Annotated in this window: 26 protein-coding genes; 13 read left to right on the top strand and 13 right to left on the bottom strand. The window is 71.5% G+C overall.

The genetic code is table 11. The features are described from left to right. The 4 genes from ASD48_RS00220 to ASD48_RS00205 all read right to left on the bottom strand — a co-directional run bounded on the left by ASD48_RS00220 (position 1) and on the right by ASD48_RS00205 (position 4410). A complete protein-coding gene (locus ASD48_RS00220) occupies positions 1-1788 on the bottom strand; it encodes a glycoside hydrolase family 15 protein (RefSeq protein ID WP_057599271.1) in 1788 nt (595 codons plus the stop codon). A gap of 352 nt (positions 1789-2140) precedes the next feature. Continuing rightward, the gene (locus ASD48_RS00215) at positions 2141-2932 is read right to left on the bottom strand and encodes an SURF1 family protein (RefSeq protein WP_057599270.1); all 792 of its coding nucleotides are present in this window, start codon (positions 2930-2932) and stop codon (positions 2141-2143) included. A 94-nt stretch (positions 2933-3026) separates the two neighbouring features. Next, the gene (locus ASD48_RS00210; RefSeq protein ID WP_078615750.1) at positions 3027-3260 is read right to left on the bottom strand and encodes a hypothetical protein; all 234 of its coding nucleotides are present in this window, start codon (positions 3258-3260) and stop codon (positions 3027-3029) included. A 148-nt stretch (positions 3261-3408) separates the two neighbouring features. After that, a complete protein-coding gene (locus ASD48_RS00205) occupies positions 3409-4410 on the bottom strand; it encodes a DEDDh family exonuclease (RefSeq protein ID WP_057599269.1) in 1002 nt (333 codons plus the stop codon). Positions 4411-4725: 315 nt separating this feature from the next. Here ASD48_RS00205 and ASD48_RS00200 point away from each other — a divergent pair, with 315 nt between their 5' ends. From ASD48_RS00200 to ASD48_RS00190, 3 genes are all read left to right on the top strand, one after another. Further along, positions 4726-5436: a VIT family protein gene (locus ASD48_RS00200; RefSeq protein WP_057599268.1), complete on the top strand. Its 711-nt coding sequence runs from the start codon at positions 4726-4728 to the stop codon at positions 5434-5436. 250 nt (positions 5437-5686) lie between these two features. Beyond that, a complete protein-coding gene (locus ASD48_RS00195) occupies positions 5687-6634 on the top strand; it encodes a sterol desaturase family protein (protein ID WP_057599267.1) in 948 nt (315 codons plus the stop codon). Next, entirely contained in the window at positions 6631-7329 is a 699-nt protein-coding gene (locus ASD48_RS00190; RefSeq protein WP_057599266.1) for a lysoplasmalogenase, read from the top strand. Before ASD48_RS00195 ends, ASD48_RS00190 begins: the two co-directional genes overlap by 4 nt. A gap of 45 nt (positions 7330-7374) precedes the next feature. Here ASD48_RS00190 and ASD48_RS00185 read toward each other — a convergent pair whose 3' ends face one another. From ASD48_RS00185 to ASD48_RS00175, 3 genes are all read right to left on the bottom strand, one after another. After that, positions 7375-8325 carry a CopD family protein gene (locus ASD48_RS00185; protein WP_057599265.1) on the bottom strand — a complete coding sequence of 317 codons (951 nt, stop codon included), beginning with the start codon at positions 8323-8325 and terminating at the stop codon, positions 7375-7377. A gap of 95 nt (positions 8326-8420) precedes the next feature. Further along, positions 8421-9899 (bottom strand): CoA transferase, encoded by a 1479-nt coding sequence (locus ASD48_RS00180; protein ID WP_057599264.1) that lies wholly within the window; start codon positions 9897-9899, stop codon positions 8421-8423. A 126-nt stretch (positions 9900-10025) separates the two neighbouring features. After that, complete coding sequence (locus ASD48_RS00175; protein ID WP_057599263.1) at positions 10026-11555, bottom strand: S8 family serine peptidase; 1530 nt, start codon at positions 11553-11555, stop codon at positions 10026-10028. 313 nt (positions 11556-11868) lie between these two features. Here ASD48_RS00175 and ASD48_RS00170 point away from each other — a divergent pair, with 313 nt between their 5' ends. The 3 genes from ASD48_RS00170 (at position 11869) to moaA (ending at position 15010) form a co-directional block, all read left to right on the top strand. Continuing rightward, entirely contained in the window at positions 11869-12225 is a 357-nt protein-coding gene (locus tag ASD48_RS00170; RefSeq protein WP_057599262.1) for a DUF485 domain-containing protein, read from the top strand. Further along, positions 12222-13847: a cation acetate symporter gene (locus tag ASD48_RS00165; RefSeq protein ID WP_057599261.1), complete on the top strand. Its 1626-nt coding sequence runs from the start codon at positions 12222-12224 to the stop codon at positions 13845-13847. The genes ASD48_RS00170 and ASD48_RS00165 overlap by 4 nt, the downstream gene beginning before the upstream one ends. Before the next feature lie 173 nt (positions 13848-14020). Then, positions 14021-15010, top strand: a complete 990-nt coding sequence (moaA, locus tag ASD48_RS00160) for a GTP 3',8-cyclase MoaA (RefSeq protein WP_057599260.1) — start codon at positions 14021-14023, stop codon at positions 15008-15010. Here moaA and ASD48_RS00155 read toward each other — a convergent pair. Continuing rightward, positions 15007-15225 carry a hypothetical protein gene (locus ASD48_RS00155; RefSeq protein WP_054239261.1) on the bottom strand — a complete coding sequence of 73 codons (219 nt, stop codon included), beginning with the start codon at positions 15223-15225 and terminating at the stop codon, positions 15007-15009. The genes moaA and ASD48_RS00155 overlap by 4 nt on opposite strands. A 195-nt stretch (positions 15226-15420) precedes the next feature. Next, entirely contained in the window at positions 15421-15828 is a 408-nt protein-coding gene (locus tag ASD48_RS00150) for a DUF3099 domain-containing protein (RefSeq protein WP_057599259.1), read from the bottom strand. A 246-nt stretch (positions 15829-16074) separates the two neighbouring features. On the opposite strand from ASD48_RS00150, the gene ASD48_RS00145 reads away from it, so the two are divergent. Then, complete coding sequence (locus tag ASD48_RS00145) at positions 16075-16353, top strand: GlsB/YeaQ/YmgE family stress response membrane protein (RefSeq protein WP_057599258.1); 279 nt, start codon at positions 16075-16077, stop codon at positions 16351-16353. Positions 16354-16499: 146 nt separating this feature from the next. Here the strand turns inward: ASD48_RS00145 and tyrS are convergent, their stop codons facing one another. From tyrS to ASD48_RS00130, 3 genes are all read right to left on the bottom strand, one after another. Continuing rightward, positions 16500-17768 (bottom strand): tyrosine--tRNA ligase, encoded by a 1269-nt coding sequence (gene tyrS / locus ASD48_RS00140; protein ID WP_057599257.1) that lies wholly within the window; start codon positions 17766-17768, stop codon positions 16500-16502. A 67-nt stretch (positions 17769-17835) separates the two neighbouring features. Then, positions 17836-19239, bottom strand: a complete 1404-nt coding sequence (locus tag ASD48_RS00135) for a metallopeptidase TldD-related protein (RefSeq protein ID WP_057599256.1) — start codon at positions 19237-19239, stop codon at positions 17836-17838. Further along, on the bottom strand, positions 19236-20759 hold the full coding sequence (locus ASD48_RS00130; protein ID WP_057599255.1) for a TldD/PmbA family protein: 1524 nt from the start codon (positions 20757-20759) through the stop codon (positions 19236-19238). Before ASD48_RS00130 ends, ASD48_RS00135 begins: the two co-directional genes overlap by 4 nt. Positions 20760-21002: 243 nt before the next feature. Between ASD48_RS00130 and fabG the strand changes: the two genes are divergently transcribed. From fabG to ASD48_RS00115, 3 genes are all read left to right on the top strand, one after another. Next, positions 21003-21707, top strand: coding sequence for a 3-oxoacyl-[acyl-carrier-protein] reductase (gene fabG, locus ASD48_RS00125; protein ID WP_020130402.1), 705 nt, complete (start codon positions 21003-21005; stop codon positions 21705-21707). Positions 21708-21712: 5 nt separating this feature from the next. After that, positions 21713-22480 carry an enoyl-ACP reductase FabI gene (gene fabI / locus ASD48_RS00120; protein ID WP_057599254.1) on the top strand — a complete coding sequence of 256 codons (768 nt, stop codon included), beginning with the start codon at positions 21713-21715 and terminating at the stop codon, positions 22478-22480. Between the two features lie 163 nt (positions 22481-22643). Beyond that, entirely contained in the window at positions 22644-22997 is a 354-nt protein-coding gene (locus ASD48_RS00115; RefSeq protein ID WP_057599253.1) for a hypothetical protein, read from the top strand. On the opposite strand, the gene ASD48_RS00110 is transcribed toward ASD48_RS00115, so the two are convergent. Beyond that, positions 22978-23667 (bottom strand): FadR/GntR family transcriptional regulator, encoded by a 690-nt coding sequence (locus tag ASD48_RS00110; protein WP_057599252.1) that lies wholly within the window; start codon positions 23665-23667, stop codon positions 22978-22980. The two genes, ASD48_RS00115 and ASD48_RS00110, sit on opposite strands and share 20 nt — an antisense overlap. Before the next feature lie 73 nt (positions 23668-23740). Here ASD48_RS00110 and ASD48_RS00105 point away from each other — a divergent pair, with 73 nt between their 5' ends. The 3 genes from ASD48_RS00105 to ASD48_RS00100 all read left to right on the top strand — a co-directional run bounded on the left by ASD48_RS00105 (position 23741) and on the right by ASD48_RS00100 (position 25698). Next, positions 23741-25078 (top strand): MFS transporter, encoded by a 1338-nt coding sequence (locus ASD48_RS00105; protein WP_242432537.1) that lies wholly within the window; start codon positions 23741-23743, stop codon positions 25076-25078. A gap of 44 nt (positions 25079-25122) precedes the next feature. Beyond that, the gene (locus ASD48_RS45905) at positions 25123-25239 is read left to right on the top strand and encodes an SGM_5486 family transporter-associated protein (protein ID WP_107104192.1); all 117 of its coding nucleotides are present in this window, start codon (positions 25123-25125) and stop codon (positions 25237-25239) included. Between the two features lie 252 nt (positions 25240-25491). Continuing rightward, on the top strand, positions 25492-25698 hold the full coding sequence (locus ASD48_RS00100; protein WP_057599251.1) for a hypothetical protein: 207 nt from the start codon (positions 25492-25494) through the stop codon (positions 25696-25698). Positions 25699-25700 lie beyond the last annotated feature (2 nt).

The raw sequence follows: 25700 nt of genomic DNA, 5'->3' as shown, positions 1-25700 counted from the left end.
CTATCCTGCCTTCTCGGCGCCGAACAGGGCGAGGGCGGTGTTCACCAGGCCGATGTGGCTGAAGGCCTGCGGGAAGTTGCCCAGGTGCCGGCCGGTCGACGGGTCGTACTCCTCCGCCAGCAGCCCCACGTCGTTGGCCAGGCCCACCAGCCGTTCGAACAGCTCCCGCGCCTCCTTCGTGCGGCCCGTCATGTGCAGCGCGTCCGCGAGCCAGAACGAGCAGGCCAGGAAGGTGCCCTCGTCGCCCGGCAGACCGTCGACGGTCGCGTCTTCCGTGCTGTAGCGGCGCAGCAGACCCCCGTGCCCGAGCTCCGCGCGGACCGCTTCGACGGTCCCGACCACCCGCGGGTCGTCCGGCGGCAGGAAGCCGACGCGCGGGATGAGCAGCAGGGCGGCGTCCAGCTCGCGCGAGCCGTAGTACTGGGTGAACGTGTTCCGTTCCGGGTCGTAGCCCCGCTCGCACACCTCCCGGTGCACCTCGTCGCGCACCGCCCGCCAGCCCGCCGGGTCACCGCTCAGCTCGGGATGCTCCTCCAGCGCGCGGACGGCCCGGTCGGCGGCCACCCACACCATCACCTTGGAGTGCACGAACTGGCGCCGGCCGCCGCGCACCTCCCACAGGCCCTCGTCCGGCTGCCGCCAGTTCTCGCAGAGCCACTTCATCAGCGCGCACTGCAACGACCATATGTGCGGCCGGGGCGGCAGGCCCGAGGTCCGGGCCAGCGACAGCGAGTCCATGACCTCGCCGTAGACGTCCAGTTGCAGCTGGTCCACGGCGCCGTTGCCGATCCGTACCGGCCTGGAGTCCCCGTAGCCGGACAGCCAGGGCAGCTCGCACTCGGGCAGCCGCCGCTCGCCCGCCAGCCCGTACATGATCTGGAGGTCCGCCGGATCTCCCGCGACGGCACGCAGCAGCCAGTTGCGCCAGGCCTCGGCCTCGTCCTGGTAGCCGGCCGCCAGGAGGGCGCCGAGGGTCAGGGTGGAGTCGCGCAGCCAGCAGTAGCGGTAGTCCCAGTTGCGGACCCCGCCCATCTCCTCGGGCAGGGAGGTGGTGAGCGCGGCGACGATGCCGCCGGTGGGGACGTAGGTGAGGGCCTTGAGGGTGATCAGGGAGCGGACGACGGCGTCCCGGTGGGGCCCGTCGTAGCGGCAGCGGGCGGCCCAGGCCTGCCAGTCGTCGACGCTGACCCGCAGCGCCTCCCACGGGTCGACGAGCGGCGGACGCGACTCGTGCGAGGGGTGCCAGGTCAGCACGAAGGCGACCGACTCGCCCTCGGCGACGGTGAACTGCGAATACGTGGTGAAGTCCTCGCCCCAGGTGGGCACCTCCGGCTCGCTGCGGAACCACACGGCGTCCGGCCCGCCGATCGCCACCCGGTGGCCGTCCGCACGGCGCATCCAGGGGACGACCCAGCCGTAGTCGAAGCGCAGCCGCAGCGCACTGCGGACGGTGACCCGGCCGCGCAGCCCCTCGACGATGCGTACGACGTCGGGGGCCCTGTCGCGTTGGGGCATCAGGTCGGTGACCCGGATCGCGCCCTCGGCGGTCTCCCACTCGGTGTCGAGGACAAGGGTGTCGGGCCGGTAGGCACGCCGCGTGCAGGGACCCTGCACCCCCCGGGGCGCGATGCGCCAGTGGCCGTTCTCCTCCTCGCCGAGGAGACGCGCGAAGCACGCGCCGGAGTCGAAGCGGGGCAGACAGAGCCAGTCGACGGAACCGTCCAAGCCGACCAGGGCGGCGGTCTGTTCGTCGCCGATGAGCGCGTAGTCCTCGATGCGGGGGTGCACGCAGTTCCGGGTTCCCGTCGGGCCCCGTGGGCAATCAGGGCTACGGCCGGGCGAGTGACGGCGGGGGCCGTCGGGGGGCCGCACCCGAGAAGACGACTCCAGGGTCCGGTGGGCCGGGTTTCCGTCTCTGGTCCACGTGCGCCCGGCGGACCCGGCGGACCCGGCGGACCCGGCGGGTGAGCGACGGGCGTGTACGGGTTCCCGGCCTCGCCCGGGCCCGGTCCGCGCCCGGGCCTGTCCGAGGCCCAGCCTCAGCCTCAGCCCCACCCCAGCTACAGCCTCAGCCAGTGTCCGTTCCCGTGTCTGCTGTCCGTCTATGTTTGCTGTCCGTCTGTCCGTCCGGCGTCGTCCGTCAGACCGTCGCCGGCTCGGCCTGCTCCGCCTCTCGCACGGCGGCTTGGGCCCGGTCGCGGGTCTCGCGGCGGACCAGGATCACCCAGCCGACGGGGACGCCCACGGAGAACAGCCACCACTGGATGGCGTACGCGTAGTTCAGGGCCGCGTCCTCGCTGCCGGGCCTGCCGACCAGCTCCGGGCTGTCGCCCTTGGGCTCGGGCGCCGTCTGCGCGATGTAGCCGCCGAGCACCTGCGCGCCGAGCCGCCGGGCCTCCTGCTCGCTGTTGATCAGCATGACCTGCCGGTCCGGCAGTCCCTTGAGGTCCTTGATGCCGCTCGCGGCGGTCGTCTCGTCGGGCATCAGCCGCCCCGTGACGGTGATCCGGCCGGCGGGCGGCGCGGGGACCTCGGGGAACGAGGTCTGCGTCGGGGCGTCCGCGGGGATCCAGCCCCGGTCGACCAGCAGCACCTTGCCGTCCGTCAGGACGAACGGGGTCAGGACGTGGAAGCCGACCGTCTCGTCGGCGTTGACCCGGCGCCTGACGACGACTTCGTGCTCGGTGTCAAAGGAGCCGGTGGCGGTGACGCTCCGGTACCGCTCGTCGCGGGTGACGGCGTGCCCCGGGGTGGTCAGCTTCTCCACGGGCACCGCCTCGGCGGTCAGCGCGTCGGAGACCAGCTGGTTGCGGGCGGTGCGCTCGTCGTAGCGATGCATCTGCCAGAAGCCCAGCCTGATCATCGTGGGGATGAGGAGGAGGGCGACCAGCGTGAGGATCACCCACTGCCGGGACAACAGGAAGCGGTACACCCCACGACCGTACAACTCGGTCGTGGGGCGCATTCGGCCGGGTACCGGAAGGCAGCGTCGTCGGACGTCGGTCCCCGGAAGCTGCCGGGCCGGCTCACACCTTGTCGACGATGCCCGCCCTGCCCTCCGCGCGGGCGCAGTGCGCGCCGCAGTACCAGTGGCCCTCCACCTCGACGCCCTGGCCGATGATCTGCACCCGGCAGTGCTCGCAGATGGGGGCCATGCGGTGGATCGCACAGGAGAAGCAGTCGAAGACATGGATCGCGCCCTGCGCGTGCACTTCGAAGGTCATTCCGTAGTCGTTGCCGCAAACTTCGCATCTCGCCATGCGCCACAGGGTGAGCCGTCACCCGCGCGCGGGCGAGCGGACGGCGGGCGAGTCGCGCGGCAATCACCCGTACGTACGGGTCACCCCTGCGTACGGGTCACCCCTGCGTACGGGTCACCCCTGCGTACGACACGCCCCTGTGTACGGATCACTCGTCGGCGGGCTCCACGTCCCGCAGGAGTTGCCCGAAGGCGGCCTCGTCGACGACGGGCGTCCCGAACTGGCGGGCCTTCACCACCTTCGAGGTGCCCGAGTCGGGGTCGTTGGTGACCAGCAGGCTGGTCAGCCGGGACAGGCTCGTGGCGACGTGCAGCCCCGCCTCGGCGGCGCGGTCCTCCAGCAGCTCCCGCTCGACCGACGTGTCGCCCGAGAAGGCGACCCGCATGCCCTGCTTGAGCCTTTTGCCGTCTTCGTAACGGCCTGGGTTGGGATGGGGGCATGCGGGCCTTTTGCGGGACGGTCGCCAACTGCCGGGCCGGTAGCTGCCGTAGCCGCCGCCCGAACCGCTCGCCTGCCGGCCGATCAGGGGCGCGGGCCGGTCGGCCCACTCGGTCAGCGGCCGGCACTCGAGCAGCGGCAGCCGGACCCCGCCGGCCGCCGCGGCCCGCAGGCTCGGCCGGAACGCCTCCGCGAGCACGCGCGCGTCGTCCAGCGCGTGGTGGGCCCGCTGCTGCACCACGCCGAAGTGGGCCGCCAGGGACTCCAGCTTGTGGTTGGGCAGCGGAAGGCCGAGTTCCTTGGAGAGCGCGATGGTGCACAGCCGCTGCCGCACCGGCGCCTCGCGCTCCGCGCGCGCGTACTCCCGCGCGATCATCTGCCAGTCGAAGACCGCGTTGTGCGCGACGAGCACCCGCCCGTCGAGCCGGGCGGCGAACTCCGCGGCCACCTCCTGGAAGAGGGGCGCACCCTCGAGCACGTCGCTCGTCAGACCGTGGATCCACACCGGGCCCGGATCGCGCTCCGGGTTGACCAGCGTGTACCAGTGGTCCTCCACCTCGCCGCGCGCGTCCAGCCGGTAGACGGCGGCGGAGATGATCCGGTCGTCCCGGGCCAGGCCGGTGGTCTCCACGTCAACGACCGCGTACCCCTGGGGATACGCGGTCGGCCACTCCGTGGGGGAGGACGCTGTCGTCGTGTGGTCTTCGAGCATGGTCATTGAGGATACGGGCCCCCACTGACAGCTTGCGGCACCCGCCCCGAAGAGAGGCCGTGCGAAGCCCTTCGGGCCGTACGGGAGTTCGCGGGGCGCACGCGCGCGTGCCTGCGGCCGCCGGCTGACACCCGGCCAATTCCGACCTTCGGGACGACGGTTCACGCTCCCGTCCCGCCCACCGGTCCCGCCCGGCCCGTCGCAGGCGTCGCGGTCGTCGCGCCCCGCCGGTCGCGCCCGGCCCGTCGTGCCCAGTCCCGCGACGACGAGCGTCGGTACGGGGCACGGGCCTCCCGGGGTGCCATCCTCCGTGCTGTGACGGAACCCACCCACGCCGAGGGCCACGGAGGCTCGCTCGGATCCCGGCTGAACTGGCTGCGGGCCGCGGTGCTCGGCGCCAACGACGGCATCGTCTCCACCGCCGGCCTCGTCGTCGGCGTGGCCGGTGCGACGGACGACCGCTCGGCCCTGCTGACCGCGGGCCTCGCCGGTCTGCTCGCCGGGTCGATGTCCATGGCGGCGGGGGAGTACGTCTCGGTGTCGACCCAACGGGACTCCGAGAAGGCGGCCCTCGCACTGGAGCGGCGTGAGTTGCGCGAGCAGCCGGAGGCCGAGCTGGCGGAGCTGACCGGGCTGCTGGAGGAACGCGGACTGTCCCGGGACGTGGCCCGGGAGGCCGCCGTCCAGCTCACGGAACGGGACGCCCTGAAGGCCCACGCGCGCGTGGAGCTCGGCATCGACCCCGACGACCTCACCAACCCCTGGCACGCGGCCTGGGCCAGCTTCCTCGCCTTCACGGCCGGTGCCCTGCTCCCCCTGTTCGCCATCGTGCTGCCCCCGGCGGACTGGCGCCTCCCGGTGACCGTCGCATCGGTCCTGGTGGCCCTGGCCGGCACCGGCTGGAGCAGCGCCCGCCTGGGCGCGGCGGCACCGGGCCGCGCGGTGCTGCGCAACGTGGGCGGCGGGGCACTGGCGATGGGGGTGACATACCTCGTCGGCTCGCTGCTGGGGGCGGCGGGGGTGTGAGAGCGAGGACGGCGACCCGGAGGTCCGGCGACCCGGAGGTCCGGCGACCCGGAGGTCCGGCGACCCGATGGCCCCGAGGTCCGGCGACCCGGAGACGTCAGAGGCACGCAGACACGGAGACCGCGCCCTGTGCCCGGCGCGACCCACCCGCCGATTGGCGGAGATCGCCAACAAGCAAGCGCGTACCGTCGGTAATACTTGTGGGTAACAACGTCTAGCCGCAGCCCACCAGCCGTTCTACGGTGCCCACATGCCGAACCTGCCCGATGTCGTGCTGTGGTCGATACCCGCCTTCGTGCTGCTCACCGTGGTCGAGGTGATCAGCGTCCGGCTCCATCCCGACGAGGACGCGGCCGGGTACGAGACGAAGGACGCCGCGACGAGCGTCGGCATGGGGCTCGGGAGTCTCGTGTTCGACTTCGTCTGGAAGATCCCGATCGTGGCGATCTACACGGCGCTCTACGAACTGACCCCGCTCCGTGTCCCGGTCCTGTGGTGGACGCTCCCGTTGATGCTGCTCGCGCAGGACTTCTTCTATTACTGGTCCCACCGCGGCCACCACGTCATCCGTGTGCTGTGGGCCTGTCACGTCGTCCACCACTCCAGCGAGAAGTTCAACCTCACCACCGCCCTGCGCCAGCCCTGGACCACGCTGACCGTCTGGCCGTTCTACGTCCCGCTCATCGCCCTCGGCGTCCACCCGGCCGCGCTCGCGTTCTGCTCCTCGGCCAACCTCGTCTACCAGTTCTGGATCCACACCGAGCGGATCGACAGGATGCCCCGGTGGTTCGAGTTCGTGTTCAACACGCCCTCCCACCACCGTGTCCACCATGCCTCCCAGGGCGGCTATCTGGACCGCAACTTCGGCGGCATCCTCATCGTCTGGGACCGGCTCTTCGGGTCGTTCGTGCCCGAGGTCGACCGGCCCGTCTACGGGTTGACCAAGAACATCAACACGTTCAACCCGATCAAGGTGGCCACTCACGAGTACGTCGCGATCGTCAAGGACGTGAAGGCGGCGCGCAGTTGGCGCGAGCGGACGGGGCGCGTGTTCCGCGGGCCCGGCTGGCAACCCGCGCCCGCTCCGGCAGCCGCGTCCGCGTCCGCCACCGCCACCGCCACCGCCTCCGCCACCGCCACCGCCTCCGCCACCACCCCGGCCACGGCCGCCACGGCAGAGGAGACCACGGCCGCGTGACCCGCTCCCGCGTCCTCCTCGGCCTGTTCGCCCTCGCCGCGACCGTCGACCTGCTCGGCCTCGCGGTCGGATCCGACACGGGGCACACGGTGGCCAAGCCGCTTCTGATGCCCCTCCTGGCCGCCTGGGCCACTTCGCGGGGCGCGCCCCGTCTCCTCGTCGCCGCCCTGGTGTGCGGCTGGGGCGGCGACACCCTGCTGCTGCTCGACGCCGACCCCGCCTTCCTCGCCGGCATGGCGTCCTTCGCCGCGGGTCACGTCTGCTACCTGGCGCTGTTCGCCCGCATCGGCCGACCTCACGCGCGCGGCGCCCTCCTCGCCCCGTGCTACGCCACCGCCCTGATCGCCACCGTGGCCCTGCTGTGGCCCGACCTGCCCGCGGACCTGCGCCTTCCCGTCACGGTCTACAGCACCCTGCTCACGGCCATGGCGTACTTCGCCGCCACCCGGCTCGGTGCGGTCGCCGGTGCGGGCGGTGCGCTGTTCCTGCTCTCCGACACCCTCATCGCCACCGGGGTCGCCGACTGGCCGCAGCCTCCGCGTCCCGACCTGTGGATCATGCTCACCTATCTCGCCGCACAGGTCCTGCTGGTCCTGGGCGCGACAAGCGGCCGCCACCCGGCAGTCGACCCACGGCTGGATCCTGGACCCCTGGCCTCCGGCGACCGTGCTTCAACGGTTGACCCGCAGCCCTGACCCGCAGCCCTTACGCGTCAACCCTTGATCGGCAGGTCGCGATCATCAACCCTTGACCGGCAGCGGCAACGCCGTCAACAGCCCCGACACCGCGACCACCACCCCCAGCGCGACGATCTCCACGCGCGCGGGGGAACAGGCGGCCAGCGGGTCGGGGGCCTGGCGCAGCCGGGTCCGCGCCCACAGGGCGAGCAGGGCGACCGCCCCCACGACAAGGACCTTGGCGAGCAGCACGCGCCCGTACGCCGTCGTCGTCAGCTGATCGAGCACCGCCTCGGAAGGCATCCGGCGCAGCGAACTGCACAGCCCGGTCGTGGTGACCCCGGCGAAGAGAACGGCCGCCACGCGCGCGTAGACCCCCAGCAACGCCGCGCCCGCCTCGGTCTCGCCCCACCCCCGCAGCATGCGGAGCACGTTCAGCAGTCCACCCGCCCACAGCGCCGAGCACGTCAGATGGATGACCGTCAGCCCGGAGCCGATCAGCGGCGTGGGCTCGGTCGGCGGATGCGCGCGCAACGCCTCCGCCAGGATCACCGCCGCGAGCGGCCACACCTGACGGTTCGGCCGGCGCGTGAGCGCGCACAGCCCCGCCACGGCGAACGCCACCGCCTCCAGCAGCGCGAGAACACCGCCCCGCGAACCATGACCGTGCGGCGCCAGCTCACCGGCTGCCGCCGCCGCCGAGAATCCCACGACCGCCGCGTACGGCGCCCAGCCGACCGGCCGGCCGGGCGGGGCGCCGGGCACCCGCCGGGCGAGACCGGCCGCGAACAGCTCGCCCACCTGCACGCACAGCGCCGCGAACAGCAGCACCCGCAGCAGCGCGACCACGCCCGAGTCCGTGGTCGGGGCCTCCCCGGTGCCGTGCGCGGCGACGGAGGGTCCGAGCAGCGGGATCAGGGCCGCGAGCCCCACCAGGACGAGCAGCGCCACCGCCCTGCCAGGGCCGGTACGGCGTACGGATTCGGTCACTTCGGTCGGTCGTATGAGGGCCATGCCAGGATCTTCACCATCACCGGCAAATCCGGGCAACTCATTCTGAACCGGTCAGGTGGGTCCGGTGTCGACGCTTGAGCCGATCGTCCTGGGCCTCAGAGCCAGCGCGCCGGGTCGGCTCCCCAAGGCCCCGGCGGCCGGGTCCAGTCGCCCGGCCCACCGTCGAAGGACACCGGCGGAAGGGCGTGACGCAGCCGCCCGAGCGGGCTGTCGGTCTCCGCGAGCCAGGGCCCGGGGTCGACGCTCCCGCCCCCGCTCACCTGCCGTTCCTGCGCCTTGGTCATCCCTTTGCCCTCCCCTTCGTCCATCCGGACGGCCTCGCTTCGGACGTCCCCGTGCCCGGCGCCCCCGCCGTGGACGGCCTCGCTCCCGCCCGCCCGGGCTCCCTCGGTGAGCCACGCCGCGGTCCGGGCCAGCGCCACCCGTACGAACCGGCTGCCGCCGTCGTAGGACTGCTCGGTCAGCGCCCGCAGCACGGCCGCCGCCAGCAGATAGCCGGTGCCGTGGTCGAGGGCCTGCGCGGGCAGCGCGCCCGGCCGCCCCGCGGCGCCCTCGACGGTCGCGATGCCGGTGGCCACCTGGACCAGGCTGTCGAAGCCGCGCCGCCCGCCCCACGGCCCGTACGCGCCCCACGCCGACACCTGCGCCACGACCAGCCCGGGCCGGCGCTCGGCCAGCGCCTCCGGGGAGAGTCCGAACCGGTCGAGGGCGCCCGGCCGGTAGCCGGTGACCACGACATCCGCCGTCGCGAGCAGGTCCTCGAAGGTGCGCCGGTCCGCCGTCAGGTCCAGCAGGGTCGAGCGCTTGCCGAAGCCCGTGTCGGCGTGCTGGTCGGGCAGCTCGGGCAGCTGCGGCGCGTCGACCCGCAGGACGTCCGCGCCCAGCAGGGCGAGGGTGCGGGTGGCGACCGGCCCGGCCAGGACCCGGGTCAGGTCCAGGACGCGCAGTCCGGCGGCGGGCAGCAGCGGGCCGCCCTCCAGCGGCGCGAACGTCCGCACGCGTGTCTCGTCCGACCGGCCCCGCTCCACCAGGGGGCGAGCGGCGACCATGGCCGCCTGTTCCTGGGCCGCCCACTCGTCGGGCGTGCGCGACGCGACGGCCAGGCCCCCGGCCGCGTACACCGTGTCCTCCACCTCCAGGGCGGAGCGCTCGGCGAGCGACGCCTCGACGGCGGCCGGGTCGGTGTCCTGGGGCAGCGCCAGCGCCCTGAGCAACCGCGCCCGGTGGTGCGGGTAGTTGGCGTGGGTGCGCACCCATCCGTCGGCCGTCCGCCAGAACCGCGACAGCGGGGCGAAGGCGACCGGCGCCCGCCCGTCGACCAGCAGCACCCGCTCGCCGGTGAACGCGGTGGCCACCGCGGCGTCGTCCACCCGCACCCGAGGCACCTCCGGGAGGCCGGCCCGCCGTGCCCCCAGTTCGGCGCCGGCCAGCGCGCACACGCCCACACAGGCGCGCGCCAGGTCCCGCACCGGAAGACGCGCCCGCAGGGCGTCCTCCCGGACGACGGTCGACACGCGCGCGAGGAGAGCGGGATCGCCGCCCAGCTCCGACCAGGCAAACTTGATTCCAGTCATGACTGCAGTATGCATTATTGATTCAATCAACATATGCGCCCGCGGGTGTACACGGGAACACGCCCGCGTACACGCACGAAGGGCCGGGCGGATGTCCGCCCGGCCCTTCGTCCGCCTGTCAGACGACTACTTCACGGCACGCAGCGCGTTCACGACGCCGAAGCCGAAGAAGCCGTTGAGGCGCTTGCCGCCCACGCAGGTCGCGTCCACGACCCCGTTGCCGTCGCCGTCGTACGGCTCGGTCGGGCACGCCGTGCTGTCGGCCTGGAGCTTGAGCAGCGCCTGGAGCTGGGCCGGGCTCGCGTGCGGGTGGGTCGACTTCAGCAGCGCGGCCACACCGGAGACGTGCGGGGACGCCATCGAGGTGCCCTGGAGGAAGCCGTACGTGTTGTTCGGCAGCGTCGACAGGATGCGGCCGTTGGCGGACGGGGTGTCCGGGATCTGGTACTTGTCGCCACCCGGAGCCGCGACGTCGATCGCGCCCAGGCCGTACGTGGAGTAGTACGACTTGGTGCCCTTGACGCCCGTGGCGCTCACCGTGACGACCCCCGGCAGCTGGGTCGGGACGTCGAAGCACTCGTGCGGGTCGACGGTCCGCTCGACCGGCGTGGAGTCGTCCGGGCTCGAGGCGTCGACCAGGGAGTCGGAGTCCAGGTCGTGGTTGGAGTTGCCCGCCGAGGCGACGTTGAGCGTGCCCTTCTTCTGGGCGTACAGCTGGGCCCTGTTGACCGCGTCGACGATCGCCTTCTGGTCGGGGTCGTCCATGCAGTTGTACAGCCACGGGTCGACGTAGTAGCTGTTGTTCGTGACCTCGACGCCGTGGTCGGCGGCGAACACGAAGGCGCAGACGACGTTCTCCGGGTAGAAGAGGCCGTCCTTGGGGTCGCTCACCTTGATGCCGGCGACCTTCACGCCGGGCGCGACGCCCGCCACGCCGATGCCGTTGCGGGCCGCGGCGATCTCACCCGCGACATGGGTGCCGTGGTAGTCGTCCGCGGTGTAGGGGCGCCAGGCGCCCTCGCTGGTGTCCGCGACGCCGCCGACGCAGTTCGCCGACTGGGACGCGGAGAAGTTCGGCGCGAGGTCCGGGTGGGTGTCGTCGACGCCGGTGTCGATCACGGCGACCGTCACCTTCCTGCTGCCCGGGTTGATCCCGGCGGCCTTGTCGGCGCCGATCGCGCGCAGGTCCCACTGGTCGGCCTCGAGCGGCTCGCTCTGGCCCGCCGCGTCGGACGCCTTCTCGACCTTCGCGGCCTCCGCCTTGGAGAGGACCTGCGCGGCCCCCTCGTCGGTGGTGCCCGCGGCGGTCAGCGGCGCGGTACGGGTCGCACCCGCCGACTGCACGCCGCGCACCGCGCGTATCTGCGGCCCGAAGTCGGGGTTCGCCGAATGGACGACGAGGACGCCGATCTTCTCGTACGCCGCGACGACGGTGCCGCCGGCCGCGGCGATCGCCTTCTTCACCGACCCGATCGTGCGGTGGTCCACCTTCGTGTTGACGACGTACGCCAGGGTTCCGGCATCGGCCGTCCGGGTGGCCGAAGTCGTGACGGGTGCCGCGGAGGCCGCCGTCGGCAGGAAGCCGAGGGAAGCGGTCAGCGACAGCACGACGGGCACCGCGAGCGCGAGGCGGCGTCTGGAAGGCAGATGAGCCATGGGGTCTCCACATCATCCGGAAACGGGACCTGACCCAAGCGCAGGTGCTGCTTGGGCAGGTACATGACGGGTGGTGCTTGCCCGAAGCTATCTCCCTGACTCACCGGCCAGCAATGACTTCCAGGCGGCGAGTTTGCCGACCCATGACCTGACACGGCCCCCGCTCGTTGGTCATGACCTGCCGAAGGCCACTTCGACAAACCCGCCCGACGCGTTGAACCCGTCCCCGTGCGGCGCCGTGACCTTGGGCAGGGAGCGAGAGGACACTCGCCTCCTTTCGCCGTCCGACCCGTATCCGCAACGAGGAGACTTCGTGGCCACCGAGACACCGCCCCCCTCGAAATCCCCAACCCAACTCCCGTCCACCGAGGAGTTCGTCGCGGTGCAGGAGAGCGCGGAGTTCGGTGAACTGCGCAGCTCCTACCGCGGCTTCGCCTTCCCCCTGACGGTCGCCTTCATCGCCTGGTACCTGCTGTACGTCCTGCTGTCCAACTACGCGGGCGACTTCATGGGCACCAAGCTCTTCGGCAACTTCAACGTGGCCATGACCCTCGGCCTCGCCCAGTTCCTCACCACCTTCCTCATCGCCTGGTGGTACGCGCGGACCGCCGCCGCACGGTTCGACCCCAAGGCCGAGGCCATCAAGTCCCGGATGGAGGGCGGAGCATGAGCCCCGCACAGCACACCCTGCTCGCCGCGGGAGAGGCCAGTGAGCACCGTACGCTGATCATCATCCTGTTCTCGGTGTTCGTCGCAGCGACCCTCGTCATCACCGTCTGGGCCGGCCGCCAGACCAAGGACGCCGCCGACTTCTACGCCGGCGGCCGCCAGTTCACCGGCTTCCAGAACGGCCTCGCCGTCTCCGGCGACTACATGTCGGCCGCGTCCTTCCTCGGCATCGCGGGGGCCATCGCCCTCTTCGGCTACGACGGCTTCCTGTACTCCATCGGCTTCCTGGTCGCCTGGCTCGTCGCCCTGCTCCTGGTCGCCGAGCCGCTGCGCAACTCCGGCCGCTACACCATGGGTGACGTCCTCGCGTACCGCATGCGCCAAAGGCCGGTCCGCACGGCGGCCGGCACCTCCACCATCGTGGTGTCGATCTTCTACCTGCTGGCCCAGATGGCGGGCGCCGGCGTCCTGGTCTCCCTGCTGCTGGGCATCACCAGCGACAGCGGCAAGATCGGCATCGTCGCACTGGTCGGCGTACTGATGATCGTCTACGTGACGATCGGCGGCATGAAGGGCACCACCTGGGTCCAGATGGTCAAGGCGGTCCTGCTCATCGCCGGCGCCCTCCTGCTCACCTTCCTGGTCCTGCTGAAGTTCGACTTCAACCTCTCCGACCTGCTGGGCTCGGCCGCCGACAACAGCGGCAAGGGCGCGGCCTTCCTGGAGCCCGGCCTGAAGTACGGCGCCACCGGCACCACCAAGCTGGACTTCATCTCGCTCGGCATCGCCCTGGTCCTGGGCACCGCGGGCCTGCCGCACATCCTGATCCGCTTCTACACCGTGCCCACCGCCAAGGCCGCCCGTAAGTCGGTCCTGTGGGCCATCGGCCTGATCGGCGCCTTCTACCTGATGACCCTCGCCCTCGGTTTCGGCGCCGCCGCGCTGATCAAACCGGACGAGATCACCGCCTCCAACAAGGCCGGCAACACCGCGGCGCCGCTGCTCGCCCTCCATCTCGGCGGCGTCGACTCCAACTGGGGCGCGATCCTGCTGGCCACCATCTCGGCGGTCGCCTTCGCCACCATCCTCGCGGTCGTCGCGGGCCTCACCCTGGCGTCGTCCTCGTCGTTCGCCCACGACATCTACGCCAACGTCATCAAGAAGGGCACCGCCACCGAGAAGCAGGAGATCAACGCGGCCCGCTACGCCACCGTGGGCATCGGCGCCGTGTCCATCCTCCTGGGCGCCCTCGCCCGCGACCTGAACGTCGCCGGCCTGGTCGCCCTCGCCTTCGCGGTCGCCGCCTCCGCCAACCTCCCGACGATCCTCTACAGCCTCTTCTGGAAGCGGTTCACCACCTCCGGAGCCCTGTGGTCGATCTACGGCGGCCTGGTCACCGCGGTCGGCCTGGTGCTGTTCTCGCCGGTCGTCTCGGGCAAGCCCACCTCGATGTTCCCGGACGTCGACTTCCACTGGTTCCCGCTGGAGAACCCCGGCATCATCTCGATCCCGGTCGGCTTCCTGCTCGGTGTCGTCGGCACCCTCCTGTCGAAGGAGGAGCCCGACAAGGGCAAGTACGCCGAACTGGAGGTCCGCTCCCTGACCGGCACCGGAGCCCACTGAACCACCGCCGACCCTTCACCCTCCCCCCGCGGCCGCGTCGTAGATCCCTACGACGCGGCCGCGTCCCGCTCCATGGGATCTCGTGGGATCGGGCACTGTCGTTGTCACCGGTGTCACGTAGGCTCGCAAGTGACGGAGAAGAACACGCGATCGCTACGAGGGAGGGGGCCCACGTGCTCATCGACACCTACGGCCGCGTGGCCACCGACCTGAGGGTCTCGCTGACGGACCGGTGCAATCTGCGCTGTACGTACTGCATGCCCGAAGAGGGCCTGCAGTGGCTGGCCAAGCCCGATCTGCTCGACGACGACGAGATCGTCCGGCTGATCGGCATAGCGGTCTCCACGCTCGGCATCGAAGAGGTCCGCTTCACCGGGGGCGAGCCCCTGCTGCGCCCGGGTCTGGTCGGCATCGTCGAGCGGGTCGCGGCCCTGACACCCCGCCCCCAGATGTCCCTCACGACGAACGGCATCGGCCTGCGCCGCACCGCCGCCGCCCTCAAGGCGGCGGGCCTGGACCGGGTCAACGTCTCCCTCGACACCCTGCGGCCCGACGTCTTCAAGACCCTCACCCGCAGGGACCGCCACAAGGACGTCCTCGAAGGCCTCGAAGCCGCCCGTGACGCGGGCCTGACCCCGGTGAAGGTCAACTCGGTCCTGATGCCCGGCCTGAACGAGGACGAGGCCCCCGACCTCCTCGCCTGGGCCGTCGAGCACGACTACGAGCTGCGCTTCATCGAGCAGATGCCGCTGGACGCCCAGCACGGCTGGAAGCGCGACGGCATGATCACGGCCGGCGACATCCTGGCCTCCCTGCGCACCCGCTTCGACCTCACCGCCGAGGGCGAGGGAGAGCGCGGCTCCGCCCCGGCCGAACGCTGGCTGGTGGACGGCGGCCCGCACCGGGTGGGCGTCATCGCCTCCGTCACCCGCCCGTTCTGCGCCGCCTGCGACCGTACCCGCCTCACGGCCGACGGCCAGGTCCGCACCTGTCTCTTCGCCCGCGAGGAGACGGACCTGAGGGCGGCCCTGCGCTCCGGCGCACCCGACGAGGAGATAGCCCGTATCTGGCGACTGGCGATGTGGGGCAAGAAGGCGGGCTCGGGCCTGGACGACCCGACGTTCCTCCAGCCGGACAGGCCGATGTCGGCGATCGGCGGCTAGGAGGCTTCCGGGGACTCCCACTCGGTCAGCAGGACGACGTCCTTGAGGAAGCCCCGGACGCCGAGGAACTGCGACAGATGCTCCCGGTGCTCCTCGCACGCGAGCCACGTCTTGCGCCGCTCCGGCGTGTGCAGCTTCGGGTTGTTCCATGCCAGTACCCACACCGCGTCGACGCGGCAGCCCTTGGCGGAACAGATCGGGGTCTCGTCACTCACAGATTTGTCTCACCACACGCACAAAGGCGACGCCGAGCAGCCACGGGGGGAGCTGCCCGGCGTCGGTCCGTCGCTCCGACGGGGGATGCGGAGCGCGTACGAAGTATGTCATGGCTCACGGTCCGCACGGCACTGGAACAACATGATTGATCTGAGCTTTTCCTGAGCTTGGAGCACAGTCCGCTCATGGCCTGTTCACGGCTGACGCTCGGCCGGACCGGGCTCCGGTTCCTTGCGGAGGGATTCCGCGAAGCCCTCCTCTTCCGGCACCGAGTCCACGGATTCACCCTCGGGCCGCGGCGGAGCGATCATGGTTCGCACCGGCACGGTCAGGAAAGTGGAGGGGAGCGAAGGTACGTTCTCCCGCCCCGCGTTGGCGATCACCACCGAGATGTAGGGGAGCACCACCCCCAGGACCAACGCCACGATCGCCACATGGCGTTCCACGTTCCACAAGGTCGCCGCGAGGATCACCGACAGCGTACGGATCGACATCGAGATGACGTATCGCCGCTGCCGTCCCCGCACGTCGTCCTGCAGTCCCTGGCGCGCACCGGTGATCCGGAACACCTGGACGTTGCCGCCACCACCCTGCTTCCGCATCACATTCCACCGTCCGCCCGCATCGGCCTTGCCCCGGCCCCTCTCCGGCCCGCACCCGATCGGGGAGCCGGGCCCGGACAGCGTCCACGTTACGCCGCGACTGCGCCGCCTTCGAGACCGGGTCACCCGCCGCCCGGGCGAGTGTTCTGCGCCCTGCCGCGTATGGCCGCACCCGACATGCGCCGTACGGCGGGCGCACCGAGACTTGGGGGCAATGCTCACGTAGAGCCGTACAAGGAGGCAGCCATGGGCTGGTTGTGGGCCATCATCGTGGGATTCGTGCTGGGCCTGATCGCGAAGGCGGTCCTCCCGGGGAAGCAGCACAGCCCGCTCTGGCTGACCACCATTTTCGGCATGCTGGGCGCGATCGTGGGCAACTCGATCGCCCGCGCGGCGGGGGTCGAATCGACGTCCGGCATCGACTGGAGCCGCCACCTGTTCCAGCTGATCGCCGCGATCATCATCGTCGCCCTGGGCGACATGCTCTACATGGCGACCCTGGGCAAGCGCAAGCAGAGGACGTGACGGCGGCGCCCACGGGCGCGCGGTTCCCCGCGCCCCGTGGGCGCCGGGAACCGCGCGACTAGCCGCGACGAAAGCAGCGGCCGGCGGAGACCCGCGATCCTGCGGCGCACCCCCTGCGCGCAACCCGCGGAGCGGAAGCGCGGCACTCAGACGTCGGTGACCTCGACCGCCGCGAGGTTCTTCTTCCCGCGCCGCAGCACCAGCCACCGCCCGTGGATGAGCTCTTCCCTCGCCGGGACGGCGTCCTCCGCGGTGATCTTTACGTTGTTCACGTAGGCACCGCCCTCCTTCACGGTCCGCCGCGCGGCGGACTTGCTGGCCACCAGGCCGACCTCGGCGAACAGGTCCACGACCGGTCCGAGCTCGGCGACCTGGATGTGCGGCACCTCGGAGAGGGCCGCGGCCAGCGTCCGGTCGTCGAGCTCGCCGAGCTCGCCCTGGCCGAAGAGGGCCTTGGACGCGGCGACCACGGCGGCCGTCTGGTCGGCGCCGTGCACCAGCGTCGTCAGCTCCTCGGCCAGCGCACGCTGAGCGGCCCGGGCCTGCGGACGCTCCTCGGTCTGCCGCTCCAGCTCCTCGATCTCGGCATGGGACCTGAAGCTGAAGATGCGCAGGAACTTCGACACGTCCCGGTCGTCCGCGTTCAGCCAGAACTGGTAGAAGGCGTACGGCGTCGTCATCTCGGCGTCGAGCCAGATCGTGCCGGACTCCGTCTTGCCGAACTTGGTGCCGTCCGCCTTGGTGATCAGCGGGGTGGCCAGCGCGTGCACCACGGCGTCGGACTCCACCCGGTGGATCAGGTCGGTGCCCGAGGTGAGGTTGCCCCACTGGTCGCTGCCACCGGTCTGCAGCGTGCAGCCGTGCCGCCGGTACAGCTCCAGGAAGTCCATGCCCTGGAGGATCTGGTAGCTGAACTCGGTGTAGCCGATGCCCGCCTCGGAGTTGAGCCGCCGGGAGACGGCCTCCTTGGCGATCATCTTGTTGACGCGGAAGTGCTTGCCGACGTCCCGCAGGAACTCGATGGCCGACAGGCCCTGCGTCCAGTCCAGGTTGTTGACCATGACCGCCGCGTTCGGGCCTTCGAAGTCGAGCAGCGGCGCGATCTGCGCGCGCAGCCGCTCGACCCACTGGGCGACGACCTCGGGCGAGTTCAGCGTCCGCTCCGCGGTGGGCTTCGGGTCGCCGATCAGCCCGGTGGCGCCCCCGACCAGACCCAGCGGACGGTTGCCCGCCTGCTGGATCCTGCGCATCGTCAGGATCTGCACGAGGTTGCCGAGGTGCAGGCTGGGCGCGGTCGGGTCGAAGCCGCAATAGAACGTGACGGGACCGTCCGCGAACGCCTTGCGCAATGCGTCCTCGTCAGTGGAGAGGGCGATCAGCCCGCGCCACTGCAGTTCGTCGACGATGTCCGTCACGGTTCTCGTATCTCCTTGATGATCTTCAGACTGTGTGCGGGCGGTCGAGCGACCACCGGCTACGAGGTTATACGCCCTGACTGACAGAGCTCATATTGAAGTCCGGCACCCTCAGCGCGGGCATCGCAGCCCTAGTGAACCAGTCGCTCCACTCCCGGGGCAGCGTCTTTTCCGTGCGCCCCGCCTCCGTCGCCCGCCCCAGCACGCCGACCGGCGACTCGTTGAACCGGAAGTTGTTCACCTCGCCGACGACCTCGCCGTTCTCCACCAGGTAGACGCCGTCCCGGGTCAGGCCGGTCAGGAGCAGGGTCGCCGGGTCGACCTCGCGGATGTACCACAGGCAGGTCAGCAGCAGCCCGCGTCCGGTGGTCGCGACCATCTCCTCCAGGGAGCGGTCCTCGCCGCCGTCCAGGATCAGGTTGTCGGCCCCCGGCGCCACCGGCAGGCCGGTCAGGGCCGCGCTGTGCCGGGTGGTCGTCAGGTGCTTCAGTTCGCCCGCGGAGACCCATTCGGTGGGCCGCACCGGCAGGCCGTTGTCGAAGACGGACTGGTCGCCGCCGGAGGAGTGCGCGATGACGAACGGCGGCGACTCCAGGCCCGGCTCGTTCGGGTCGCTGCGCAGGGTCAGCGGCAGGTCGGACAGCTTCTCGCCGATGCGGGTGCCGCCGCCGGGCTGGGAGAACACCGTCCGGCCCTCGGTCGCGTCCCGGCCGGACGCCGACCACAGCTGGTAGATCATCAGGTCGGCCACCGCGGTCGGCGGCAGCAGCGTCTCGTACCGGCCGGCGGGCAGCTCGACGCGCCGTTCCGCCCAGCCCAGCCGTACGGCCAGCTCGGCGTCGAGCGCCGCCGGGTCGACGTCCTTGAAGTCCCGGGTCGAGCGCCCGGCCCACGCCGAGCGGGTCCGGTCGGGGGACTTGGCGTTGAGTTCCAGCGTCCCGTTCGGCTGGTCGTGCCGCAGCCGCAGCCCGGTCGACGTGCCCAGGTACGTCGAGACGAGCTCGTGGTTGGCGAACCCGTACAGCTCGCGGCCGCCCGCACGCGCGCGTGCGAACGCCTCACCCAGGGCGGGCGCGAAGTCGGCGAACACCGCCGACGAGGTCTCCGCGGGCGCCTCGGTGAAATCGGGGGACCGCGCCACGTCGCCGACCAGCGGCTGCGCGTCCTCGGCGGGGGCCGCGCCCCGCGCGGCGGCTTCGGCGGCACGGACCAGCGGCTCCAGCTCGTCCCTGGTGACGGCGGCCCGGGAGACGACACCGGAGGCGGTGCCCTCTTTGCCGTCCACCGTGGCGATCACGGTGAGCGTGCGCCCGCGAGTGACGCCGTTGGTCGTGAGCGCGTTGCCGGCCCAGCGCAGGTTCGCCGTCGACTGTTCGTCGGCGATCACGACGCAGCCGTCGGTCCGTGACAGTTCGAGGGCGCGCTCGACGATCTCGTGCGGCTGCTGCGCCTTGTTGCTGCCCGCGCTCATCGACCGGCCTCCTGCGTGGTGTTCAGAATGTTGACGCCCTTGAAGAGGGCCGACGGGCAGCCGTGCGACACCGCCGCGACCTGGCCCGGCTGGGCCTTGCCGCAGTTGAAGGCGCCGCCGAGGACGTACGTCTGCGGGCCGCCGACCGCCGCCATCGACCCCCAGAAGTCGGTGGTCGTCGCCTGGTAGGCCACGTCCCGCAGCTGGCCGGTGATCCGCCCGTTCTCGATCCGGAAGAACCGCTGCCCGGTGAACTGGAAGTTGTAGCGCTGCATGTCGATGGACCAGGACCGGTCGCCGACGACGTAGATGCCCCGGTCGACGCTGCCGATGAGCCCCTCGGTCGACATCCCGGCCGGATCCGGCCGCAACGACACGTTGGCCATGCGCTGCACCGGCACATGGCCGGGGGAGTCGGCGAAGGCGCACCCGTTGGACCGCTCGAACCCGGTCAGCTTCGCGATCCGCCGGTCCAGCTGGTAGCCGACGAGCGTGCCGTCCTTCACGAGGTCCCAGGACTGGCCCTCGACGCCCTCGTCGTCGTAGCCGACGGTCGCCAGGCCGTGCTCGGCGGTGCGGTCACCCGTGACGTTCATCAGGTCGGAGCCGTAGCGCAGCTTGCCGAGCTGGTCGAAGGTGGCGAAGGAGGTGCCGGCGTAGGCGGCCTCGTAGCCGAGGGCCCGGTCCAGCTCGGTGGCGTGCCCGATGGACTCGTGGATGGTCAGCCACAGGTTCGACGGGTCGACGACCAGGTCGTACAGTCCCGGCTCGACGCTCGGCGCCCGCATCTTCTCGGCGAGCAGCTCCGGGATCCGTTCGAGCTCGTCGTCCCAGTCCCACCCGGTGCCCGTGAGGTACTCCCAGCCGCGTCCGGCGGGCGGCGCGATCGTGCGCATCGAGTCGAACTCGCCGCTCGACTCGTCGACCGACACCGCGGTCAGCGCCGGGTGCAGCCGCACCCGCTGCTGGGTGGTCACCGTCCCGGCCGTGTCGGCGTAGAACTTGTTCTCGTGGACGGTGAGCAGCGAGGCGTCCACGTGGTTGATGCCGTTCGCCGCGAGCAGCCGCGCGCTCCAGTCCGCGAGCAGCGCCGCCTTCTCCTCGTCCGGGACGGTGAACGGGTCGATCTCGTAGGACGAGATCCACGTCCGGTCGGCGTGCACCGGCTCGTCGGCCAGTTCCACCCTCTCGTCCGAACCGGCCGCCTTGATCACCTGCGCGGACAGCTTGGCCATCGCCACGGCCTGCGAGGCGACCCGGGCCGCGGCGTCCATCGTGAGGTCCACGCCGGAGGCGAATCCCCACGTCCCGCCGTGCACCACCCGCACCGCGTACCCGAGGTCGGTCGTGTCGGAGGACCCGGAGGGCTTGGCGTCCCGCAGCCGCCAGGACGCGCTGCGCACCCGCTCGAACCGGAAGTCCGCGTGCTCCGCCCCCAGCGCACGCGCGCGTGCGAGAGCGGCGTCGGCGAGGGCGCGTAGGGGTAGAGCCGTGAAACTTTCATCGATGCTGTGGGGCACCTACGTGTCTCCCTGGTGTCGTCGGGTGTGAAGGCCTCGATCATGTCGCGCCCGACAGCCCCGGACCACACGTTTCCGCCCCGCTTCCGCAAACTTTCTGTAGAGACCCCACAGCCAGTCCGGTGAGCCACTGTCGGTGCCCGAATGTCCGTCGGGCGAGGCTGACCGATAGGTTTCGAAGGAAGCCACCTGCCGTTACGTGTTCGGGCGGGTGCGTCAGACCCCTATGGAAAGGGTGATCCGTTGAGCCGCTCGGTTCTCGTCACCGGAGGAAACCGGGGCATCGGCCTCGCCATCGCCCGCGCGTTCGCCGATGCCGGCGACAAGGTCGCGATCACGTACCGCTCGGGCGAGCCACCGGCCGGCTTCTTCGCGGTCAAGTGCGACATCACCGACTCCGAGCAGGTGGAGCAGGCCTACAAGGAGATCGAGGCCGAGCACGGCCCCGTGGAGGTTCTGATCGCCAACGCCGGCGTCACCAAGGACCAGCTCCTGATGCGCATGTCCGAGGAGGACTTCACCTCGGTCATCGACACCAACCTCACGGGCACCTTCCGCGTGGTCAAGCGCGCGAACCGCGCCATGCTGCGCGCCAAGAAGGGCCGTGTCGTCCTGATTTCCTCGGTCGTGGGACTGCTCGGCTCCGCCGGGCAGGCGAACTACGCCGCCTCCAAGGCCGCCCTGGTCGGCTTCGCGCGCTCCCTCGCCCGTGAGCTGGGATCGCGCAACATCACCTTCAACGTCGTCGCGCCCGGCTTCGTCGACACCGACATGACCAAGGTGCTCACCGACGAGCAGCGCGCGGGCATCGTCTCGCAGGTCCCGCTCGGCCGGTACGCGCAGCCGGAGGAGATCGCCGCGACGGTGCGGTTCCTCGCCTCGGACGACGCCTCGTACATCACTGGAGCCGTCATTCCCGTTGACGGCGGACTGGGAATGGGTCACTGATCACCATGAGCGGAATTCTCGAGGGCAAGCGCGTCCTGATCACCGGCGTGCTGCTGGAGTCCTCCATCGCCTTCCACACCGCCAAGCTGGCCCAGGAGCAGGGTGCCGAGATCATCCTGACCGCGTTCCCGCGGCCCACGCTGACCGAGCGCATCGCCAAGAAGCTGCCGAAGCCCACCAAGGTCATCGAGCTCGACGTGACGAACGACGAGCACCTCGGCCGGCTGGCCGACGTCGTCGGCGAGGAGCTCGGCGGTCTCGACGGCGTCGTGCACTCCATCGGCTTCGCGCCGCAGGACGCCATGGGCGGCAACTTCCTCAACACGCCGTTCGAGTCGGTCGCCACGGCCATGCACGTCTCGGCGTTCTCCCTGAAGTCGCTCACCATGGCCTGTCTGCCGCTGATGCAGAACGGCGGCTCGGTCGTCGGCCTCACCTTCGACGCGTCGTTCGCCTGGCCGCAGTACGACTGGATGGGCCCCGCCAAGGCGGCCCTGGAGGCCACCAGCCGCTACATGGCGCGTGATCTGGGCAAGCAGAACATCCGCTGCAACCTGGTCTCCGCCGGCCCGATCGGTTCCATGGCGGCCAAGTCCATCCCGGGCTTCTCCGAGCTGGCCTCCGTGTGGGACGACCGCTCCCCGCTGGAGTGGGACCTCAACGACCCGGGTCCGGCCGGCCGCGGTGTGGTCGCCCTGCTGAGCGACTGGTTCCCGAAGACCACGGGCGAGATCGTGCACGTCGACGGTGGTCTGCACGCCATCGGAGCCTGATCACCGGCACGCCGTCGACGCCCCGGTCCCCGCTCGCGCGTGGGGAGCGGGGCGTCACCCGTTCGGCTCACCCGGCCGGGCGGGGGAGTGCCCCGGCAAGGCACTCTGAAGTGCGGGTTCCTTACCGCGCTTTCCTCCCCAGCACGGCCGAGGAGGTCCCCTTGTGCGCCTGTCTCGCAGCCTGGCCCCAGTGACCGTCGCCGTCTGTCTCGTCCTGTCGCTGCCGTACGACGCGCTGCCCCACGCGCGCGTGCCGGCCCGGCAGGCCACCGCCGCACCCGAGGAACCGTTCGGCGCGGAGTGCCGCACCGAGGTCCGCGGCTCCCGGGTCGTCGCCTACTGCCACAACCCCTACGCCGACACCGACCGCGTCCGTCTGCACATCGAGTGCGACCGATGGTGGGATCTCGACACCGACGGCACTCCCACCGACGCGGGCCCCGCCCAGACCGTACGGCTCACCGGTCGCTGCTGGAAGGAGGTCCGCTCGGCCTGGGTCAGCCACCAGAAGCTGTGAACCGGCCGGGCCGGCACAGCAGGGGATAGCCGGCCGCCTCGACGGCGGCGGCCTCCGCGTCGCCCGCGCGGATCGCGTCCACCAGCCGGGTGTGGTCCATGTAGGTCTCCGGCGTCAGCTCCTCGCCGACGTCCTCGCGCAGCCAGTCCCGCAGCACCTCGCCGAGGTCCGCGTACATCGCGGTCATGACGTCGTTGTGGGAGGCCGCCACCACCGCCAGGTGGAAGGTCGCGTCCGCCGCCACGAACGCCTCCGCGTCGCCCGAGGCCCAGGCCTCCTCGCGCCGCAGGAGGAGCGCGTCCAGGTGCTTGAGGTCCTTCTCCGTGCGCCGTCCGGCCGCCAGCTTCGCCGCGCTCGACTCCAGCGTGGCGCGCAGCTCGGCGATGTGCCCGGGGTCGGCGTCGGCGAAGCGGCGGTGCATCACGCCCGCCAGTTCGCTGGTCGCCACGACATAGGTGCCCGAGCCCTGCCGGATGTCCAGCAGCCCGTTGTGCGCGAGCGCCCGGACGGCCTCGCGGACCGTGTTGCGGGCGACGCCCAGCTGGTCGACCAGTTCGGGCTCCGTGGGGATGCGCGCGCCGACCGGCCACTCGCCCGAGGTGATCTGGGTGCGCAGGGCGGCGATGACCTGCTCGGACAGCGCCGAGCGGCGGGGATGGCTCAGGGGCATGGCACACCTTCGCACGGGTGGGGCTGCCGAGGGGAGCCCGGACCTGGACAACCAATCATCCCATGATTCTATGATGGTCGGCATGGCGCAGACCCGGACGACGACACCCCCGCCCACCCGCGCCCCGGCCGCGGGCGAGCCCTCGCGAACGGCCCCCCGCGCGTGGGACCGGGGCACACGGCTGCTCGTCGTCGGCATCGTGCTGGCCGCACTCAACCTCCGGCCCGCCATCACGAGCCTCGGCGCCCTCCTCGAAGAGGTGCGCGACGGACTCGCCATGAGCGGCAGCGTGGCCGGGCTCCTCACCTCCGTGCCCCCGCTCTGCTTCGCCGTCTTCGGCGTCATGGCACCTCGTCTGGCCCGCCGCTTCGGGCCCGGCGCGGTGGTGTGCGCCGGCATGGTCGCCATCACGGCGGGGCTGCTCCTGCGTCCCTGGGCGGGCGGCACGGCGGGGTTCCTCGCCGCCAGCGCCCTCGCCCTCATGGGCATCGCCGTCAGCAACGTCCTGATGCCGGTCATCGTCAAGCGCCACTTCCCCGACCGGGTGGGCACCATGACCGGCCTGTACTCGATGGCCCTCGCCCTCGGCACCTCCGCCGCCGCCGCGATCGCCGTGCCCATGACCGAGGCACTGGGCGGCAGTTGGCAGACCGGCCTCGCACTCTGGGCGGGCCTGGCGGCGGCGGCCGTCCTGCCCTGGCTGCCGCTCGCACGGGAGCGCGGGACGGCAGCGGGCGGCGCGCGTACGGAGCGGGAGCGGCGGGAGCGGGGACCGGGGCCCGCCCCGCAGACCCACGCGCGCGTGCCGCGGCCGCCGGCCGCCCCACTGCGCATCACCCGCAGCCGTACCGCCTGGGCGCTCGCCGTCTTCTTCGGCCTCCAGGCCACCGCCGCGTACATCACCATGGGGTGGATGCCGCAGATCTTCCGGGACGCCGGGGTGCCGGCGAGCACGGCCGGGCTGCTCCTCGCCGTGACGATGGCGATGGGCGTGCCGCTGGCCTTCGTCATCCCGCGCGTCGCCACCCGGCTGCCGCACCAGGGTCCGATCGTGCTCGCGCTCGGCGGCTGCGGCCTCGTCGGATACGGCGGTCTGTACCTCGCGCCGGCCGGCGGCGCCTGGGCCTGGGCCCTGCTGCTCGGCATCGCCAACTGTGCCTTCCCGCTGGCCCTCACGATGGTCGGGATGCGGGCCAGGACCGGCGCGGGTGTGGCGCAGCTGTCGGCGTTCGCGCAGAGCACCGGCTATCTGATCTCCATCCCCGGCCCGCTCCTGGTAGGGGTTCTGTACCAGCACAGCGGCGGCTGGGGCCTGCCCCTCGCGCTCATGGCGGCCCTGATGGTCCCGCAGACGGTCGTGGGCGTCCTGGCCGGCCGGGACCGTACGGTGGAGGAGGAGGCCGCCCGCTGACCCCCGGGGGAACCGTGCGGGACGCGGGGTGCGAGACTTGCCGTATGCCAGTGCTCGACCCGAACCCCCAGAACGGTCAGAAGAAGATGCTGATCGTCTTCGGCTCGTTCCTCGCCATCTTCGTCGTCATCGCCGTCATCGCGACCATCGCCTCGCCCTGACGGCTCGGCCGGTGACGAACCTGCCGGCGACGAACCGGCCGGGACGGCCCGCCGCATCGGCCCTGCCGGGACCCCGTCCGAGCGACCGGGGTGGGGTTAACCCCCCTGTCCCCTAGGGGGTGAGGGTCAGGGTCAAGTGGGTGGATCACCGGATGGGTTGAGGGCCGCCGATTCCGTAACTTCGAGGTGTGGCCGCAGGACGCGGATCACCTGCCAAGGTCCACGGACCACTCGAAGACAGCGGAGGCACCCATGTCGGCCCCTACGCACACCCGGCCCCACCCGGCCACCTCGGGCGGCGTCGACAGCTGGCTGCCCTGGTGGGCTCTCGCCCTTCCGACGCTCGCCTTCATCACCCTGCTGGTGCTGATACTGAATCCCGCCGACGCCCACGCGGCCACCGGCGACCCGGCGATCACGCACCTCGTCGAGCGCGTGCAACAGCTGGTCACCCGCTAGCG

It is taken from the genome of Streptomyces sp. Root1310 (assembly GCF_001426425.1).
In the GTDB taxonomy this organism is placed as follows: Bacteria; Actinomycetota; Actinomycetes; order Streptomycetales; family Streptomycetaceae; genus Streptomyces.
This window is presented reverse-complemented; position numbering and strand designations above follow the sequence as displayed.